Below are 16376 nucleotides of genomic sequence, written 5' to 3'. Positions count from 1 at the left end.
ACCGAGGCAGGGCCGGGCCGTGCGCCTCGAATACTTCCAGATGGTGGACCGGGTGGTGGCGCTGGACGGCGAGACCATTACCGTGTCCAGCAGCGTGCCCGAGGCGAGCCCCGTCTTCGACGGGCATTTCCCGGGCTACCCGATCCTGCCCGGCGTGCTGATGGTGGAGACCATGGCCCAGGCCGGCGGCTGGCTGCTGCTGGCGCTGAACGGGCTGACGCGCATGCCCTTCCTGTCCAAGGTCGCGGAGGCGAAGTTCCGCGGCTTCGTCGGCCCGACATCCGAGCTGACGGTGCATGCCACGCGCACGCATGACGGCTCGGGCTACGCGGTCTGCGAGGCGAGGATCGAATCCGGCGGCAAGCGCATCGCGGATGCCGAGATCACCTACCGCATCCTGCCCTTTCCCGCCCCCGAACTGGAACAGATGATGCGCGACACCGCCAGGCGCATCGGCCTGCCCGGACAGAGCTGAGCCATGGCCGACAACGACATCTGGATCACCGGCGTCGGCCTGGTCTCCTGCGCGGGCGAGGGGCGGGAGGCGCATCTCGCCGCCTTGGCCGCAACCGCGCCGGCGGCGACCGACGGCGACAGCTTCGCGCCCTTTCCCGTGCATCCCGGCCCGGCGCTCGAGCTCGACCGGCAGATCGCGAAGAAGGGCGACCAGCGGCAGATGGAGCCCTGGCAGCGGCTCGGCACCTATGCCGCGGGGCTCGCGATCGACGATGCCGGCGCGCGCGGGCTGGTCTCCACCATGGACCTGATCGTCGCGGCCGGCGGCGGCGAGCGCGACGTGCCGCTCGACGATTCCATCCTGACGGCGCTGGCGCCGCTGCCGCCGGCGGAGGCGGCGGTGAAGCTGAACGCGATGCTGGCGGGCGGGCTGCGCCCGACGCTGTTCCTCGCGCAGCTCTCTAACCTGCTGGCCGGCAACATCTCCATCGTGCATGGCGTGACCGGCGCGTCCCGCACCTTCATGGGCGAGGAGGAGAGCGGGGCCGACGCCGTGCGCATCGCGGCGGCGCGGCTGGCCGATGGCAGTTCCCCCATCGCCCTGGTCGGCGGCGCCTTCGCGGCGCAGCGCTGGGACATGGTGCTGCTGTATCACGCGGGCGGGCTGCTGCGCCGCGCGGCCTATGCGCCGGTGCTGTCGCGGGAGGACGCGCCGGGCGCGATCATGGGCACGCAGGCCGCCTTCCTGGTGCTCGAGACCGCGGCGCATGCGAAGGCGCGCGGCGCCAAGGGCCTGGCGAAGCTCGGCGCCATCGTCACGGCCCAGGCGCGCCGCACGGAAGAGGACAGCGGGCGGGAGGCGATGGCCCAGGCGCTGACGCGACTGATGCCGCGGCTGCCGGAGGGGCCGCTCCCCGTGATCTCCGGCTGCACCGGCGTCGCCGCGCCGACCGTGCTGGAGCGCGAGGTGCTGGGCGGGCTCTATCGCCCGATCGCGCTGCGCGCGACCGGCAGCCGCATCGGCTGGGGCGTGGAGGCGACCTTTCCCGCCAATGTCGCGCTCGCCGCGCTGTGCCTTTCCGCCGGCAGCTTCCCCGCGCCGATGGAGGCGCTGGAAGCGCCGCTGGACGGCGCGCCGCGCGACATCCTAGTCACGGGCTTCGCGGCCTGGCGGGGCGAGGCGCTGGCGCATCTCTCCGCCATTCCTGCGGGAGAGCAGGCATGAGCACGCTCGATCACGCCGGGCACCCGGTCGTCGCGGTCACCGGCATCGGCATCGTCTCACCGCTTGGCGTCGGCATCGCCGACAACTGGGCGGCGCTGCTGGCGGGCAGGTCCGGCATCACGCGGATCGCGCGCTTCCCGACCGATCACCTCCGCACCACCATCGCGGGCCAGGTGACGCTGCCGGGGCTCGACACCGGCGCCATGACCTCGGCCGAGCGCGTGCTGCGCTACGCCACGCTGGTGGCACAGGAAGCGCTGGCCGGCGCAGGCATCGAGGGCGCCTTCCCCGGCCCGCTGATGCTCGGCATGCCGCCCGTCGAGACGGAGTGGCCCTATCGCTTCCGCCTGGCCGAGCGCGCCGCCCCCGCGACGCCGATCTACCCCGTGCTGGTGGACGCCGCCGCGAACTGGGACGCGATGTACGAGAACGCGGCCTTCGCCGTGATCGGCGAGAAGTTGGCCGCCCGCTTCGGCACGCGCGGCGCGCCGATCGCGATCAGCACGGCCTGCGCGACCGGCGCCAGCGCCATCCAGCTTGGCGTCGAGGCGATCCGGCGCGGCGAGGCGGAGGCCGCGCTGGCCATCGGCGCCGACGGCACGGTCCAGCCCGAGGCGCTGATCCGCTTCTCCCTGCTCTCCGCGCTCTCCACCCGCAACGAGGACCCGACGAAGGCCGCGCGCCCCTTCGAGAAGACGCGCGACGGCTTCGTCATGAGCGAGGGCGCGGCCTGCCTGGTGCTGGAGAACTACGACCACGCCAAAGCGCGCGGTGCGACGATCCTCGGCGTGGTGCGCGGCTGCGGGGAGAAGTCCGACAGCTTCCACCGCACGCGGTCGAACCCGTCGGGCGAGGCGATCGTCACGGCGATGCGCAACGCGATCGCGGATGCGGGTTTGCAGCCCGCCGACATCTCCTATGTGAACGCGCATGGCACGGGCACGCCGGAGAACGACAAGATGGAGACGCTCGGCATGCGGGCCGTCTTCGGCGAGGGCGCGCCGCCGATCTCGTCCAGCAAGTCCATGATCGGGCATACGCTGAGCGCGGCGGGTGCGATCGAAGCGGCGATCAGCCTGCTTGCGATCCGCGACCAGGTCCTGCCGCCCACCATCAATCACGACGAGCCCGATCCCGCGATCACGCTGGACGTGGTGCCGAACGCGGCGCGGAAAGCGCGCGTGACCAACGTGCTGTCCAACAGCTTCGGCTTCGGCGGGCAGAATGTCTGCCTCGTGCTGGGGCCCGCGCCATGAGAGCCCTTCGCCTTCACGGGGACCGCGACCTTCGCCTGGAAGAGATCGACGCCCCGCCGCCTCCGGGTCCCGGCGAGATCCAGCTGCGCCTCCGCGCGGTGTCGCTGAACCACATCGACGTCTGGGGCTGGCGCGGCATGGCCTTCGTGCAGCGCCAGCTCCCGCTCGTCGTCGGCGCCGAGGCCTCCGGCGAGGTTGTCGCGATCGGTGAGGGCGTCACCGGGTGGCAGGTCGGCGAGAAGGCGACGCCCTATGGTGCGCGGACCTGCGGCATCTGCCCCGCCTGCCAGGCCGGCCGCGACAATCTCTGCGAGAACGTGCAGGGCGTCGCGGGCTTCCACATCGACGGCTTCGCGCGGGAGGTCGCCAACGTCCCGGCCCGCCTGCTGGTGAAGGTGCCGGAGGTCGTCTCCTACGAGGACGCGGCGTGTTCCACCGTCACCTTCGGCACGGTCGAGCACATGCTGTTCGACAACGCCCGCCTGCAGCCCGGCGAGACCGTGCTGGTCCAGGCCGCGGGCTCGGGCATCGGCTCCGCCGCGATCCGCATCTGCAAGGCGATCGGCTGCACCGTCATCGCGACCGCCGGTGACGACGAGAAATGCGAGAAGGCCAGGGCGCTCGGCGCCGACCACGTCGTGAACTACAACGAGAAGAATTTTTCGTCTGTTGCGCGTCGGGTCACGAACAAGCGTGGGGTGGACGTCGTCTTCGAGCATGTGGGGGCCGCAACCTGGGCGCCGTCGCTGCTGTCCCTGCGGATGGGCGGGAGGCTGGTGACCTGCGGCTCCACCTCGGGCGTCAGCGCCGAGACCAACCTGATGATGCTGTTCCAGCGCCAGCTCCACATCTTCGGCAGCTTCGGCTGCCGGATCGAGAACGTGGCGAATGGCGTGGCGAAGATGGCGGCCGGCATCCGCCCCGTGCTCGACACCGTCGTGCCGCTCGACCGCTTCGTCGAGGGCCTGGAGCGCCTGGAGTCGCGCAAGGTGTTCGGCAAGATCGTCGTCACGCTGTAGACGGCCCCCTCCCAACCCTCCCCCGCGACAGCGGGGGAGGGCTTTTCCCTCATCGCTCCTTTCTTCTCCGTCCCCCGCGGTTGCGGGGGAGGGCGGGGAGGGGGCAAGACGCCCCGATGCCCCGCACGCTCCGCACCCTCGCCGACGAAGCCCTCGCCGCCCTGGTGCGCGGCGGCTTCGCGCTCGTGCGTGCGCTCGGCCCCGACCGCGCGTCGGATATCGGCGCCGCCGCCGCCCGCCTGCTCGGGCCGCTCACTCCGGCCCATCGCATTGCGCGAGACAACATCGACGCCGCCTTCCCCGAGAAGTCCGCCGCCGACCGCGCCGCGATCCTGCGCGAGAGCTGGGAGAACCTCGGCCGCACCGCCTGCGAATACGTCCACATGGGCACGCTCTTCGACTACGATCACGAGAACCCGCGCGCCGGCCGCATCGAAATCTCCGAGGCCGACATCGCGCGCTTCGTCGCGCTGCGCGAGGACGGCAAGCCCGCCATCTTCTTCGCCGCCCACCTCGCGAACTGGGAACTGCCGGCGGTCGCGGCGCGCGCCTACGACCTGCCCTCCGCCGCGCTCTACCGCACGCCCAACAACCAGGCGATCGCGCGCGACATCGTGCGCATGCGCAAGGACGTGATGGGGGAGCTGATCCCGGCCGGGCTGTCTGCGCCGCTGCGCATGATGGAGGCGCTGGATGCCGGGCTGCATCTCGGCATGCTGGTGGACCAGCGCTTCGGGCGCGGCCCGAAGATCCGCTTCCTCGGCCGCACCGCGACGGCCAATCCGCTGCTCGCGCGGCTCGCGCGGCGCTTCGACTGCCCGGTGCATGGCGCCCGCGCGATCCGGCTGCCGGGCAACCGCTTCCGGCTGGAACTGACCGACGCGATCGAACTGAAGCGCGGCGCGAACGGCCAGGTGGACGTGGATGCCGCGACCCAGCAGGTCAACGACATCATCGAGGCCTGGATCCGTGAGCATCCCGGCCAGTGGCTCTGGCAGCACCGGCGCTGGCGGATGTAGCGTGGTGCCAGTCGCCAGGCGCAGGCGGCCCGCCGCCCTTCAGGCGGGCCGAGCGCGCGAAGGCGCGCCGCGCATGCGCGAATGCCCGCGACGCATGCGTCGCGCGCCGGAGGCGGAGCCCGGCGCCTGAGGGCTACGAATTCGGCGTGAACGCCGTGATCCGCGTCCCGTCCAGCGATAGCGACGCCATCAGCCCCTGCTGGTTGAAGCTGATCGCGTAGACCGCCTCGGTCAGCGTCGTGCTGCTCGCATTCGCCTGCAGACCCATGTCGAGCGCCACCACCGACGGCCCCGTGCCGACCTGCCAGCCGTCGTTCCGGCGCAGCGTCGCCAGCGCGTTCTCGTTCATGAACATCATCGCGAGCCCGCCGGTCTGCGCGCCGGCCAGCAGCCCGACCGACAGCCCGCGGATCTGGTAATAGCTCTCGATCGCGCCGTTGCGGACCAGCGCGCCCTCGCCGTACTGGCCGCCGACGATGAAGCCGCCCGACAGGATGCGCGGGAAGACCAGCTGCGCGACGGACACCCGCAGCAGCGGCTCCGCATTCGGCAGGCGGCGCAGCCGTTCCAGCGCCGCCATCACGCCGGCATCGATCTCCGCCTTGGTGTCGGCGCGCGCCGCCGCCGGCACCGCCGCCAGCCCCGCGCCCGCCAGCAGGCCGGCGATCTCTCGTCTACGCCGCATCGGTTCCTCCTCGGTCGTCGGCGCCACCATACATCAGGCCTGGCCCGGCGCGACGATCCGCGACGCCCGGCAGGGCGGGCGTGGAGGCGGCCCCGTCACGTCGGCCTCGGCGCGCCGCCGGGAGGGCTGGCGAGCCCCCCCGGCCAGCCCTACAACGGCGGCAACGGTCCAGGAGGATACCCGTGAAGCTGTTCTACTCGCCCAACGCGTGCTCGGTCGGCATCCATGTCATCCTCGAGGAGATCGGCAAGCCCTACGAGCTCTCGCTCGTCGCGCTGAAGGACAACGCCCAGTACCAGCCGGCCTACATGGCAGTGAACCCCAAGTCGAAGGTGCCGGCGCTCGACCGCGGCGACGGCAAGGTGCTGACGGAATGGCCGGTCATCGCCTTCTGGCTGGCCAAGTCCAACCCCGAGGCCGGGCTGATCCCGACCGATTTCGATGGCGAGGTCCGCTGCCTCGAGATGATGGACTATGTCTGCGGCACCGTGCATCCGCACGGCTTCACCCGCCAGTTCCGCCCCGCCAACTTCGCCTTCCGCGAGGAGGACCACCCGAAGTCGGTCGAGACCGGCAAGGCGAACGCGGCGAAGTATTTCGACACCATCGAACGCAGCTGGACCGGCGGGACCTGGATCCTGCCCTCGGGCTACTCGGTCGCCGACGCCGCGCTGTTCTTCGTGGAGTACTGGGCGACGCGCCGGTCCGGCATGACGCTGCCGCCGAAGCTCGATGCGCATCTTAAGGCGATGCTGGCGCGGCCGGCGGTGCAGCGCGCGCTGACGCAGGAGGGGCTGGCGCTGTGACCGGCGTCACGCTCTGGACCTCGACCTTCACCTCCGGAACGCTGGCGCACCAGGTCGCCAGCGTCTCCGGCGTGCCTTTCGATCTCCGCTTCATCTCGCTTCGCGCGGGCGACCACAGGAAGCCCGAGTATCTCGCGATCAACCCGAAGGGCGAGGTGCCGGCGCTGCAACTGCCGGACGGCACGGTCGTGACCGAGGCGCCGGCGATCATCCAGTGGTTCGCGGAAGCCGCGCCGGAGTCCGGCCTGCTGCCGCGCGACCCGTCGAAGCGCATCAAGGGCATCGAATGGCTGGCCTGGTGTCACTGGTCCATGGGCCGGCACTTCAATGCCTGCTTCGGCCCGCTGCGCCTGACCGACGGCGACGAGCAGGCCGCGACCGTGGTGCGCGCCGCGGCGCTGAAGCGCTGCCGCACCGCACTCGCCTTCGGCGACGCGGCCATCGCGAAGAATGGCGGCACGCTGCTCGGGACGGACACGCCCTCGGCGCCGGATATCTTCCTCGCCTCGCTCGGTGGCTTCGCGGGCTTCCTCAAGCTCGACATCTCCGACCTCGCCAATCTCACGGCGCTGATGGGCCGCGTGGCGGCGATGCCCGGCGTCGCGGCCGCGATGGCGAAGGAGAAGGCGCAAGGGTGATGCTGAACCCACGCCCCTTCTGGTTCCTCCGCCACGGCGAGACCGACTGGAACGCGCAGGGCCTGTCCCAGGGCCGCACGGACATCCCGCTCAACAAGGTCGGGCTGATGCAGGCCGAGCGCGCGGCCCTGACGCTGCGCGCCGGCGGCATCGCGACCGTCGTCTCCTCCCCGCTCATCCGGGCGCGCCGCACGGCGGAGATCGTGGCGGAGCCGCTCGGCCTGCCCGTGCAGCTCGACCCCGACCTGCAGGAGGTCAACTTCGGAGACCAGGAAGGCCTGCCGATGGGCGATTGGTATGACGACTGGATCGCCGGCACCTACACGCCGGCGGGCGCCGAGAGCTTCGCGGAACTCGTGGCTCGCGCCGTGCGCGGTGTGAACCGCGCGACGGAGAAGCAGGCGCCGGTGCTGGTCGTCGCGCATGGCGCGCTGTTCCGCGCACTGCGGCTCGCGCTGGGGCACGAGCCGAATGTCCGCACGCCGAACGCGCTGCCCATGCACATCAAGCCGCCGGCCGATGGGGGCACGTCCTGGGGCATCGCGCCGGCCGCACTGGCGGCGTGAGCGTGACCGGGGGGGCGGAGGAAGCCGGCAGCCGCGGCGAGGTCATCGGGCTGGTCGGCCTCTTTGTCCTCGCCATCGCAACGCATGCGCTGCTCGCGCTCTCGCAGGTCCACCTCTACAACGTCTCGCTGGTGGACACCGACAGCTACACGCGGATGCTGCGCGTGCTGCAGCTCTGGCATGGCGACGGCTGGTACGGGACGCTGCTGCCGCAGCTCAATGCGCCGGACGGGCTGCCGATGCACTGGAGCCGGCCGCTCGACCTGCTGATCATCGCGCCGGCGCTGCCCGCCCTGCTGCTGGGCGACGATGCGGAACTCGCGCTGCAGGCCGCCGGCGCGCTGCTCTGCCCGGTGCAGCACGCGCTGGCCTGCCTGGTCGCGGTCTGGGCCGCGCGCGGGCTGTGGCCGCGCCGCTGGTGCTGGTTCGCCGGCCTGATCCTGCTGACGACGCCGAGCCCCTTCAGCTATTCCATCTTCGGCCGCGCCGACCACCACACGCTGATCCTGCTGGCCGGCGTGGCGACGCTGGGCTTCGCGCTGCGCGCCGCGCGCGGAAGCGCAGGAGCCGCCTGGAAGGCGGGGATCGTGCTCGGCCTTGGCGTCTGGGTGCTGCCGGAAGTGCTGCTGATCGGCATGCCGGTGCTGGCGGCCTTCGGCCTGCTCTGGCTGTCGGGCCAGCGCGACGCGGCGCGGCAGGGCATGCGGATCGCGCTCGGCATGGCGCTCGCGATCGCGGTCGCGCTGCCGATCGAGCGGGCGCCATCGGCCCTGCTGCAGGCGCAGCCCGACCGCATCTCGATCCATCACCTCGCCCTCGGGCTGGTCATCGCCGCGGTCTTCGCCGCGGTGGAGCGGCTGCCGCCGATGCGCCCGCCGGCGCGCGCGGCCGCGGGCGGCGCGCTCGCCGCGCTCGGCGCGGGCACGCTGCTGCTGGCCTGGCCGCAGCTCATCGCGGGCGCGACCGCCTCGGCCGACGGCGCCTATGGCGCCGCCTTCGTCGCGGCGGTCCAGGAGATGCAGCCGCTGCGCTTCGACAGCGTCGCGGCCTGGCGCGACGCGTTGCTGCTGGCCGGCGGCGTCATCCCCGCCACGCTCGCGCTGCTGCTCGGCCTGCTGCTGGGCAGAGAGGCGCTGGGCCCGCACTACCGGGCGCCGATGCTGGTCGTCGCGCTCGCCATGCTGGGCTGCCTGGCCGCGACCATCTCCGCACGGCGCTTCGCGCTCGACCTCGCCGCCCCGGTCGCGATCGCGGCGTCGGGGCTGGTGCCGATGGTGGTCCAGCTGGCCAGCCCCTACGGGCCGCTGGCCCGCGTGCCGGCGCTGGTCGCCTCCACCGCACTGGCGATCTTCCTGCCGAGCTTCGGCGGCAGCGGCCAGGCCGTGGCGATCCGCGATTGCGATCCCGTGGCGGTCGCGCGCTGGCTGGCGACCGGCGTGCCGCCGGTGCACGGCAAGGCCGCCTGGGACGGGCCGGTGATCCTGGCCGACGACCTGAATGTCGGGCCGGCCCTGGCCTATTTCAGCGGCCTGCGCGTGGTCGGCGCGCCATATCACCAGGCCGGCGCGGCGCTGCGCGACCTGCACCTCGCCTTCGGCGCCGACGAGGGCGTGACGCGGGAGATCGTGGCGCGCCGGCAGGTTTCGCTGGTGCTGGTCTGCACGGCGGAGATGGCGGAGCGGGACCCCGGTGGGCGCGACCTGCGCACGCGCCTGATCGCGGGCGACGTGCCGGCGTGGCTAGAACCCGTCGCGATCCCCGAGGAGGTCTCCGAGAACCTCTACCGCCTGTTCGCTGTGAGGCCGGAAGCAGCGGCGCCCTGACCCGCGGTCAGACGTTGAAGCGGAACAGCAGGACGTCGCCGTCCTTCACCACGTATTCCTTGCCCTCGACACGCATCTTCCCCGCGTCCTTCGCACCGGCCTCGCCGCCCAGCGCGACATAATCGTCAGAGGCGATGGTCTCGGCCGCGATGAAGCCGCGCTCGAAGTCGCCATGGATCACGCCCGCCGCACCCGGCGCCTTGGTGCCCCTGGTGATCGTCCAGGCCCGCGTCTCCTTCGGCCCCACGGTGAAGTAGGTGATCAGCCCGAGCAGCGCGTAGCCCGCGCGGATGATGCGGTCGAGCCCGCTGTCCTCGAGCCCGAGGGAGGCCAGGAACTCCGAGCGGTCGGCTTCCGGCATCTGGCTGATCTCGGCCTCGATGGCGGCGGAGACGATCACGGCCGACGCACCCTCGGCCTTAGCCATCGCCTGCACGGCGGCGCTGTGCGCGTTGCCCGTCGCGGCCGAGGCTTCCTCGACGTTGCAGACATAGAGCACGGGCTTGGTCGTCATGAGCTGCAGCCGCCCGGCCGCGGCTTCCTCGCCCTTCGGCACCGCGGTGCGCGCGGGCCTGCCGGCTTCCAGCGCGGCCTTTAGCGGCTCGATCAGCGCCATCTGCCCGATCGCTTCCTTGTCGCCGCCACGGGCGCGCTTCACCAGGCCCAGCGCGCGCTTCTCCAGGCTGTCGAGGTCGGCGAGCATGAGCTCGGTCTCGACGGTCTCGGCGTCGCGCACGGGATCCACGCTCCCCTCGACATGGGTGATGTCGCCGTCCTCGAAGCAGCGCAGGACGTGGATGATCGCGTCCACCTCGCGGATGTTCGCCAGGAACTGGTTGCCGAGCCCCTCGCCCTTCGACGCGCCGCGCACCAGGCCCGCGATATCGACGAATTCCAGGCTGGTCGGGACGACTTTCGCGGACTTGCCGATCTTCGAGAGGATCTCGAGCCGCGGGTCGGGCACCGCGACGCGGCCGACATTCGGCTCGATCGTGCAGAACGGGTAGTTCGCGGCCTGCGCGGCGGCGGTCTGCGTCAGCGCGTTGAAGAGCGTGGACTTGCCGACATTCGGCAGGCCCACGATGCCGCAGTTGAAACCCATGGTCCTATTCCTTCAGCGCCGCGCAGATCTCGGCGGCGAGCGTGGTCGCGGCGATCCGCGCCGCCGCGTCGTCGGTGCGGAAGTCGAGCGCGGCGGCGCGCAGCAGCGGCGCGAGCGTCGCGGGGGGCAGGCCGGCGCGCCTGGCGGCATAGGCCAGCTTCGGCGCGGTCTCCTGCGCCGGGCGCGGCTCGCCGATCAGCGTCGCGGCATCCAGCGCCAGCGCGGCGCGCAGCGCGGCCTCGCCGGCGGCCTGGGTCGCGAGGCGCAGGCGCCGCACATCGGCGGCGCCGTCGGGGCCAGGCTGGGACGCGGCGCGCAGCGCGGCGGCGGAGGTCGCGAGCGCCTGGGCTTCCCGCACCATGCCCGCAGCCAGCGCGGCGGCGGCGTTGGCGAAATCCTCGGGCCCGGGCCCGTGCTGGAGGTCGCCGAAGCTGTCGGAGAACATGTCGTCGCTCATCGCCTCAGCTCTCCTGCGTCAGCAGCGCAACGCGCGTCATGAAGTCCTCGGGCTTGCCGGCGGCCAGCATCGGCGCGGCATCGGCCACCGCATCCAGCAGGGGTCCCACCCAGGTGTCCACCTTCGCGAAGTTGCCGAGCACATGGCCGGTCACGGCGTCGCGGTGGCCGGGGTGGCCGATGCCGAGCCGCACGCGCCCGAAATCCGCCGTCGCGAGCGCGCGCTGCATGTCGCGCAGGCCGTTGTGGCCGGCGGTGCCGCCGCCCTTCTTCACCCGCACCTTGCCCGGCGCCAGGTCGAGCTCGTCATGGAACGCCCAGATGTCGGCCGGCCTGATCTTGTGGAAGCCCGCGGCCTGCTGCACGGCGTCGCCGGAGCCGTTCATGTAGGTCATGGGCTTGAGCGCCAGGACCTTCACGCCGCCCACCGCGCCTTCCGCGACCTCGCCCTTGTAGCGCTTGCGCCAGGGCGAGAAGCCGTGCCGGCGCGCGATCGCGTCGAGCGCCATGAAGCCGATGTTGTGGCGCTGGCGGGCGTGTTCCGGCCCCGGATTGCCGAGGCCAACCCATAGCAGCATGGGGTGGACTCCCTGTGGGGCGGGCGTCCCCTCCCCCGCACCTCGTTCCCTCTCCCGCTTGCGGGGGATGGGCAGGGTGGGGGTGCGAGGAAACGGGCTCGCTGAACGAAGCACCCCCACCCCATCCCTCCCCCGCTTGCGGGGGAGGGAGGTTCTGAAGCGGGGGAGGGTCGCAGCGGGGGCTGCGGGCCCCCTACTTCTTCTTCGCCGGCGCGGCCGGCGCTGCGGCGGCGGGCTTGGCGGCCGCCTTGCCCTTGCCCTTCGCCGGCTCCGGCGCGGCAGGCGCCGCGGCGGCGGCCGGCGCCGCTTCCGCCTCGGTCGTCGGGGCGGCGATCGAGGCCACCATGAAGTCGCGGCCGGCGATCACGGGACGGGCGCCAAAATTGTCCTTCACCGCCGACCAGCGCAGGCCGTCGCCGATCTTGGCCTCGGACAGGTCGATCTCGAAGCTCTCGGGGACGCGGTCGGTCTCGGCCATCACCTCGACCTCACGGCGGACGACGTTCAGGACGCCGCCGGCTTTCAGGCCCGGGCAGCTGTCCTCACCCAGGAAGACCACGGGGACGCGCACGCGGATGCGCGCACCCGGCGCGACGCGCTGGAAGTCCACATGGATGGGCCGGTCGGTGACCGGGTCGAACTGCACGTCGCGCATGATGCTGCGCTCCGTCGGGCCGTCCTTCACGGCGACCTCGAACAGGTGCGACTGCCAGCCGCCCTTCGTCAGTTCCTTCATGACGTCGCGGGGATCCAGGGCGATCAGCGTCGCCTCCTGCTTCGCCCCGTAGACGACAGCGGGGACAAGTCCCCCACGCCGGGTCGCGCGCGCCGCCCCCTTACCGGCACGCTCGCGCGCCACGGCCTCGATCCGAACAGTCTGGACCATCGCCAGGCTCCTTATGCGAAAACTGCATTGCGAGATGTGTGCTTTGCCCGCGCGGCAGGATCGCCGCGAACGCAAACAGCCGGCCTCCAGGGGTGCCGGCGCGGCGCGGCTGTTAGCGGATGCGGAGCCGGAGGGCAAGGGCGCCCGGGGGCGCGGGCCTGCCCCTATCCGGCCGGCCCGTTGAAGAACTCGGCTTCCATGGCTCCCGGCGAGCAGCCCGGCCAGGATGCGCCCGCCCTTGTCGGCGCGCACCGCGGCGTTGAAGACCGGGGTGCGGTGCCGGGGCGGCAGCGGCGCATGGGCGAAGTCCACCCGCACCAGGCGCGCCCGGTCCGGCAAAGGGGGCAGCGCCGTGCCCTCGTTCGCCACGACGATCAGGTTCCAGGCATCGTGCCGCTGGCCGAGGAGGGAGCGCAGCGTGATCGCCGTCCGACCGTGCACGGCCGCCCAGTCGCGCACCCCGGCCTGGTGGCGCACCGGCATCACGAAGTTGGGCCCGGAAGCCTCAGTCCGCCGTCGCGCCCACCGCCTGGATCACGACCTTCCAGCGGTCGCTCTCCTCCTGCATGAAGCGGGCGAAGTCGGCCCGGCCCATCCGCACCGGGATGGACCCGCCGGCCAGGATCCGTTCGCGCAGCGCCGGCTCCTCGATCGAGGCGAGCAGGTCGGCCTCCAGCCGGTTCAGGATGGCGTCCGGCACCCCGGCCGGGGTGCAGAGGCCGAACCAGCCCGTCGAGACGATCTCCACCCCCTGCTCGCGCATGGTCGGCAGGTCAGGGAAGGCGGCGACACGCTCCGCCCCGCTGACCGCAACGGGCCGCATCCGCCCGGTCTGCGCCATCTGCGTCACCGCCGAGATGGACTGGAACAGCATGTCGATCCGGCCCTCGATGAGGTCGGTGTTCATCTGGCCGCTGTTCGTATAGGGCAGGTGCTGCATCGGCAGCCCCGTGATCATCTGGAACTGGCTGCCCGCCAGGTGCTGGGAGGAGCCGGCGCCGACCGAGCCGAAGTTGATCGGGCGGTTCTGCCCCCGCGCCCAGGCGATGAACTGCTGCAGGTTCTGCGCCGGGATGGCGGGCGGGATCACCACGATGTTCGGCACCAGCGCGATCATGCCGACCGCCGCGAAGTCCTTCTCGGGGTCGAACTGCATGTTGCGGTAGAGCCACTTGTTCGCGGCGTTCGCCGCGATGGAGGCGAGCCCCACGGTGTAGCCGTCCGGCGCGGCACGGGCGACGACGGTCATCCCGATGTTGGTGCCGGCGCCGGGGCGGCTGTCCACCACCACGGGCTGGCCGAGCCGGGCCGACATGCGGTCGGCGACCAGGCGCGACAGCACGTCGCCGGCGCCGCCGGCCGGGCCCGGGTTGATCCAGCGGATCGGCCGGTTGGGGTAGTCGCCGGCAGGCGACTGCGCCGGCGCCGGGCGGGCGAGCATGGCGGCGGCAAGGCCGAGCACCGCGCGGCGCGGCAACTCCGTGGGACGCATCGTCATGGTCTCCTGGGCTGCGCGCACACTGGTTCGCCACCCCGGCCGATGCAAGGGCACCGCCCCGGCGGCAGCCGCGGCGCCGCGCGGTTGCCGCGGCGCGCGCGGGGCGCGATGCTGCCCCGCGCCAAGGCGGAGACGACGCGCGGATGAGCCTGGACCCGCTGCAATCGCTGGCGCTCGCCGCGGCGATCCTGCTGGTGGGCCGCGCGCTGAACCGCCGCGTCGGCGTGCTGGCGCGCTACAACATCCCCCAGCCCATCACCGGCGGGCTCGCCTTCGCGTTGCTGGCGACGCTGCTGCACGCCACGACCGGCTTCGCCTTCGAGGTCAGCGTCGCGCTGCGCGGCCCGCTGCTGCTGGCCTTCTTCGCGACCGTGGGGCTCGCGGCCGATCTCGGCCGGCTGAAGGCGGGCGGGCCGAAGCTCGTCATCTTCCTGCTGGTGGTCGGGCCCTATCTGGCGCTGCAGAACATCGTCGGCACCGCGCTGGCTCTGCTGCTGGACCAGCATCCGCTGATGGGCCTCCTCGGCGGCTCCATCACGCTGGTCGGCGGGCACGGCACCGGCGCGGCCTATGCCCGCATCTTCACCGAGACCCACGAGCTGACCGGCGCGGCGGAGGTCGCGATGGCCGCGGCGACGGTCGGCCTGGTCGCAGGCGGCGTGCTGGCCGGCCCCGTCGCGCAATACCTGCTGCGCCGCACGGGCACGCGGGACGCCGTCGGCCCCGGCGAGACCGCGGCGGGGGCCGCGGTGCCCGCGCCGGTCTCGACCGACGCGGCGGTGGTCACGGTCGCGCTGATCGCCTTCTGCATCGTGGCGGGCAGCGCGCTGGCGGCGGCGACCGCGGCCTGGCCGATCCGGCTGCCGGATTTCGTGTGGTGCCTGTTCTGCGGCGTGCTGGTGCGCAACCTGATCGCGCCGGCTGTCGGGCTGCCGGTGGATGACGGCGCGATCGACCTGCTCGGCGGCATCGCGCTCGCGCTGTTCCTGGCGATGGCGATGAGCGCGGTGCAGCTCTGGGAGCTGGCCGACCTCGCGGGGCCGCTGATGCTGATCCTGGCCGCGCAGGCCGCGCTTGCCGCGGTCTATGCGGCAGTGGTGGTCTGGCGCGTGATGGGGCGGAACTACGAGGCGGTGGTGATCAGCGCGGGCTTCTACGGCTTCGCGCTCGGCGCGACGGCCACCGCGATCGCCAACATGCAAGCGGTCGTCGGGCGACACGGCCCGGCGCCGGTCGCCTTCCTGGTGGTGCCGCTGACCGGCGCCTTCTTCATCGACCTCATGAATGCCGTCCTGCTGTCCGGCGCGCTGTCGCTGCCGCTCTTCGCGCCTTGACGGCGTCGGCCCCGCGCACGCCGCGCTGGACCGAGCTGGTTGAGCGGCTGCGGCCGGTGGAGAAGCGCGCCGCCGCGCTCGATGCCTTCCGCTTCGAGGGCTTCCGCGCATCCGCCTCGGATTGCGACTTCGTGCTCCGCTTCCTGCCGGGGCGGCCGCGCATCGGGCTCGCGGCGTCGGCGCGGCTGGCGGCCGCCCCGCCGCGCCGCGCGCTGCACGTGATGGGCCGCCTGGCGCGCAGCCTGGACGCGCTGGGCCCGGCGCTGGCGGCGCTGCACGAAGCGCAGGAGCGGCCGGCGCGGCTGCGGCTGAACGTGGACGATGTCGGCGGGCGCGACGGGCTCTGCTTCGACCGCCCGGCCGGCAGCGATTGGCCGTTGCTGCCCGACCTCTATCTGCTGCGCCATGTCCGCAGCGCCAGGCCGGTGCCGCAGCGCGATCCCGCCGCGGCGGCCGCCGAGTTCACGTCCCGCCGCCCCGTGCTGTTCTGGCGCGGCGCGACCACCGGCGGCGTCATCCGGAGCCTGGACGACCTCGCAACCAATCCGCGCGTGCGGGCCTGCCTGCTGGCGCGGGAGCAGCTGGCCGAGCACGCGGATTGCCGCGTGGTGGAGGTCACCGCCGCGCCCGCCCTCGTGCCGGAGGCCGAGGCCTGGCTCGCCGCGCGCGACCTCTCCGGCCCGCGCGTGCCGCAGGCGGAGTTCGCGCGCCACCGCATGACGCTCGATCTGGCCGGCCATGCCGCTGCCTGGGGCAGCTACGCGCGCTACCTCGAGGGGACGCTGGTGCTGCGCGTCGCGCATGGCCGCGAGCTCTTCTACTATCCGATGCTGAAGCCCTGGACGCATTACGTCCCGGTCGCCGCCGACCTCGGCGACCTGCGGGAGCGCGCGGAATGGGCGCTGGCCAACACGGACCAGGCCGCGCGCATCGCCCAGGCCGGCCATGAGCTGATGGCAGGGCTGCTGGAGGCGCTGCCGGCCCTGACGCTCGACGCGCTGCGCGCCGCGCTGCGGCCGGGCTGACCTG

General features: G+C 72.8%; 17 protein-coding genes. 11 read left to right on the top strand and 6 right to left on the bottom strand.

What is annotated here, in order from left to right:
- Positions 1-19: 19 nt before the first annotated feature.
- From ACLF3M_RS08960 to ACLF3M_RS08940, 5 genes are all read left to right on the top strand, one after another.
- Complete coding sequence (locus ACLF3M_RS08960) at positions 20-475, top strand: 3-hydroxyacyl-ACP dehydratase FabZ family protein (protein ID WP_430656561.1); 456 nt, start codon at positions 20-22, stop codon at positions 473-475.
- Between the two features lie 3 nt (positions 476-478).
- On the top strand, positions 479-1681 hold the full coding sequence (locus ACLF3M_RS08955) for a beta-ketoacyl-ACP synthase (protein ID WP_430656560.1): 1203 nt from the start codon (positions 479-481) through the stop codon (positions 1679-1681).
- Complete coding sequence (locus tag ACLF3M_RS08950; RefSeq protein ID WP_430656559.1) at positions 1678-2937, top strand: beta-ketoacyl synthase N-terminal-like domain-containing protein; 1260 nt, start codon at positions 1678-1680, stop codon at positions 2935-2937. The genes ACLF3M_RS08955 and ACLF3M_RS08950 overlap by 4 nt, the downstream gene beginning before the upstream one ends.
- The gene (locus tag ACLF3M_RS08945) at positions 2934-3956 is read left to right on the top strand and encodes a zinc-binding dehydrogenase (protein WP_430656558.1); all 1023 of its coding nucleotides are present in this window, start codon (positions 2934-2936) and stop codon (positions 3954-3956) included. The genes ACLF3M_RS08950 and ACLF3M_RS08945 overlap by 4 nt, the downstream gene beginning before the upstream one ends.
- Positions 3957-4072: 116 nt before the next feature.
- Positions 4073-4975 carry a lipid A biosynthesis lauroyl acyltransferase gene (locus ACLF3M_RS08940; protein WP_430656557.1) on the top strand — a complete coding sequence of 301 codons (903 nt, stop codon included), beginning with the start codon at positions 4073-4075 and terminating at the stop codon, positions 4973-4975.
- Positions 4976-5108: 133 nt separating this feature from the next.
- Here the strand turns inward: ACLF3M_RS08940 and ACLF3M_RS08935 are convergent, their stop codons facing one another.
- Positions 5109-5660 carry a YSC84-related protein gene (locus ACLF3M_RS08935; RefSeq protein ID WP_430656556.1) on the bottom strand — a complete coding sequence of 184 codons (552 nt, stop codon included), beginning with the start codon at positions 5658-5660 and terminating at the stop codon, positions 5109-5111.
- Between the two features lie 182 nt (positions 5661-5842).
- Here ACLF3M_RS08935 and ACLF3M_RS08930 point away from each other — a divergent pair, with 182 nt between their 5' ends.
- Genes ACLF3M_RS08930 through ACLF3M_RS08915 form a run of 4 tightly spaced genes read left to right on the top strand, consistent with a single transcriptional unit; the run spans position 5843 to position 9493 of the window.
- Positions 5843-6466 (top strand): glutathione S-transferase family protein, encoded by a 624-nt coding sequence (locus ACLF3M_RS08930; protein ID WP_430656555.1) that lies wholly within the window; start codon positions 5843-5845, stop codon positions 6464-6466.
- On the top strand, positions 6463-7104 hold the full coding sequence (locus tag ACLF3M_RS08925) for a glutathione S-transferase family protein (protein ID WP_430656554.1): 642 nt from the start codon (positions 6463-6465) through the stop codon (positions 7102-7104). The genes ACLF3M_RS08930 and ACLF3M_RS08925 overlap by 4 nt, the downstream gene beginning before the upstream one ends.
- A complete protein-coding gene (locus ACLF3M_RS08920; protein ID WP_430656553.1) occupies positions 7104-7670 on the top strand; it encodes a histidine phosphatase family protein in 567 nt (188 codons plus the stop codon). The genes ACLF3M_RS08925 and ACLF3M_RS08920 overlap by 1 nt, the downstream gene beginning before the upstream one ends.
- Entirely contained in the window at positions 7667-9493 is a 1827-nt protein-coding gene (locus tag ACLF3M_RS08915; RefSeq protein ID WP_430656552.1) for a hypothetical protein, read from the top strand. Before ACLF3M_RS08920 ends, ACLF3M_RS08915 begins: the two co-directional genes overlap by 4 nt.
- Before the next feature lie 7 nt (positions 9494-9500).
- Here the strand turns inward: ACLF3M_RS08915 and ychF are convergent, their stop codons facing one another.
- From ychF to ACLF3M_RS08890, 5 genes are all read right to left on the bottom strand, one after another.
- Positions 9501-10595 carry a redox-regulated ATPase YchF gene (ychF, locus tag ACLF3M_RS08910; protein ID WP_430656551.1) on the bottom strand — a complete coding sequence of 365 codons (1095 nt, stop codon included), beginning with the start codon at positions 10593-10595 and terminating at the stop codon, positions 9501-9503.
- Positions 10596-10599: 4 nt separating this feature from the next.
- Positions 10600-11052: a hypothetical protein gene (locus ACLF3M_RS08905; protein WP_430656550.1), complete on the bottom strand. Its 453-nt coding sequence runs from the start codon at positions 11050-11052 to the stop codon at positions 10600-10602.
- 4 nt (positions 11053-11056) lie between these two features.
- Positions 11057-11629, bottom strand: coding sequence for an aminoacyl-tRNA hydrolase (pth, locus tag ACLF3M_RS08900; protein ID WP_430656549.1), 573 nt, complete (start codon positions 11627-11629; stop codon positions 11057-11059).
- A 193-nt stretch (positions 11630-11822) separates the two neighbouring features.
- Positions 11823-12515 (bottom strand): 50S ribosomal protein L25/general stress protein Ctc, encoded by a 693-nt coding sequence (locus ACLF3M_RS08895; protein ID WP_430656548.1) that lies wholly within the window; start codon positions 12513-12515, stop codon positions 11823-11825.
- A 505-nt stretch (positions 12516-13020) separates the two neighbouring features.
- Positions 13021-14013, bottom strand: a complete 993-nt coding sequence (locus tag ACLF3M_RS08890) for a Bug family tripartite tricarboxylate transporter substrate binding protein (RefSeq protein WP_430656547.1) — start codon at positions 14011-14013, stop codon at positions 13021-13023.
- 143 nt (positions 14014-14156) lie between these two features.
- Here ACLF3M_RS08890 and gltS point away from each other — a divergent pair, with 143 nt between their 5' ends.
- Together gltS and ACLF3M_RS08880 are read left to right on the top strand one after the other, a co-directional pair.
- Complete coding sequence (gene gltS / locus ACLF3M_RS08885) at positions 14157-15347, top strand: sodium/glutamate symporter (protein ID WP_430656546.1); 1191 nt, start codon at positions 14157-14159, stop codon at positions 15345-15347.
- A complete protein-coding gene (locus tag ACLF3M_RS08880) occupies positions 15344-16372 on the top strand; it encodes a glycosyl transferase family 90 (RefSeq protein WP_430656545.1) in 1029 nt (342 codons plus the stop codon). Before gltS ends, ACLF3M_RS08880 begins: the two co-directional genes overlap by 4 nt.
- Positions 16373-16376 lie beyond the last annotated feature (4 nt).

The sequence above is a fragment of the Falsiroseomonas sp. HW251 genome (assembly GCF_050563545.1).
Taxonomy (GTDB): domain Bacteria; phylum Pseudomonadota; class Alphaproteobacteria; order Acetobacterales; family Acetobacteraceae; genus Falsiroseomonas.
Note: the sequence above shows the minus strand (reverse complement) of the source record. Positions and strands in the feature narration are given on the sequence as shown.

Coding starts and splice junctions, on each gene's coding strand:
- ACLF3M_RS08895 (WP_430656548.1), bottom strand. CDS start 12,515: ATGGTCCAGACTGTTCGGATCGAGGCCGTGGCGCGCGAGCGTGCCGGT.
- ACLF3M_RS08950 (WP_430656559.1), top strand. CDS start 1,678: ATGAGCACGCTCGATCACGCCGGGCACCCGGTCGTCGCGGTCACCGGC.
- ACLF3M_RS08905 (WP_430656550.1), bottom strand. CDS start 11,052: ATGAGCGACGACATGTTCTCCGACAGCTTCGGCGACCTCCAGCACGGG.
- gltS (WP_430656546.1), top strand. CDS start 14,157: ATGAGCCTGGACCCGCTGCAATCGCTGGCGCTCGCCGCGGCGATCCTG.
- ACLF3M_RS08920 (WP_430656553.1), top strand. CDS start 7,104: ATGCTGAACCCACGCCCCTTCTGGTTCCTCCGCCACGGCGAGACCGAC.
- ACLF3M_RS08935 (WP_430656556.1), bottom strand. CDS start 5,660: ATGCGGCGTAGACGAGAGATCGCCGGCCTGCTGGCGGGCGCGGGGCTG.
- ACLF3M_RS08955 (WP_430656560.1), top strand. CDS start 479: ATGGCCGACAACGACATCTGGATCACCGGCGTCGGCCTGGTCTCCTGC.
- ACLF3M_RS08940 (WP_430656557.1), top strand. CDS start 4,073: ATGCCCCGCACGCTCCGCACCCTCGCCGACGAAGCCCTCGCCGCCCTG.
- ychF (WP_430656551.1), bottom strand. CDS start 10,595: ATGGGTTTCAACTGCGGCATCGTGGGCCTGCCGAATGTCGGCAAGTCC.
- ACLF3M_RS08890 (WP_430656547.1), bottom strand. CDS start 14,013: ATGACGATGCGTCCCACGGAGTTGCCGCGCCGCGCGGTGCTCGGCCTT.
- ACLF3M_RS08945 (WP_430656558.1), top strand. CDS start 2,934: ATGAGAGCCCTTCGCCTTCACGGGGACCGCGACCTTCGCCTGGAAGAG.
- pth (WP_430656549.1), bottom strand. CDS start 11,629: ATGCTGCTATGGGTTGGCCTCGGCAATCCGGGGCCGGAACACGCCCGC.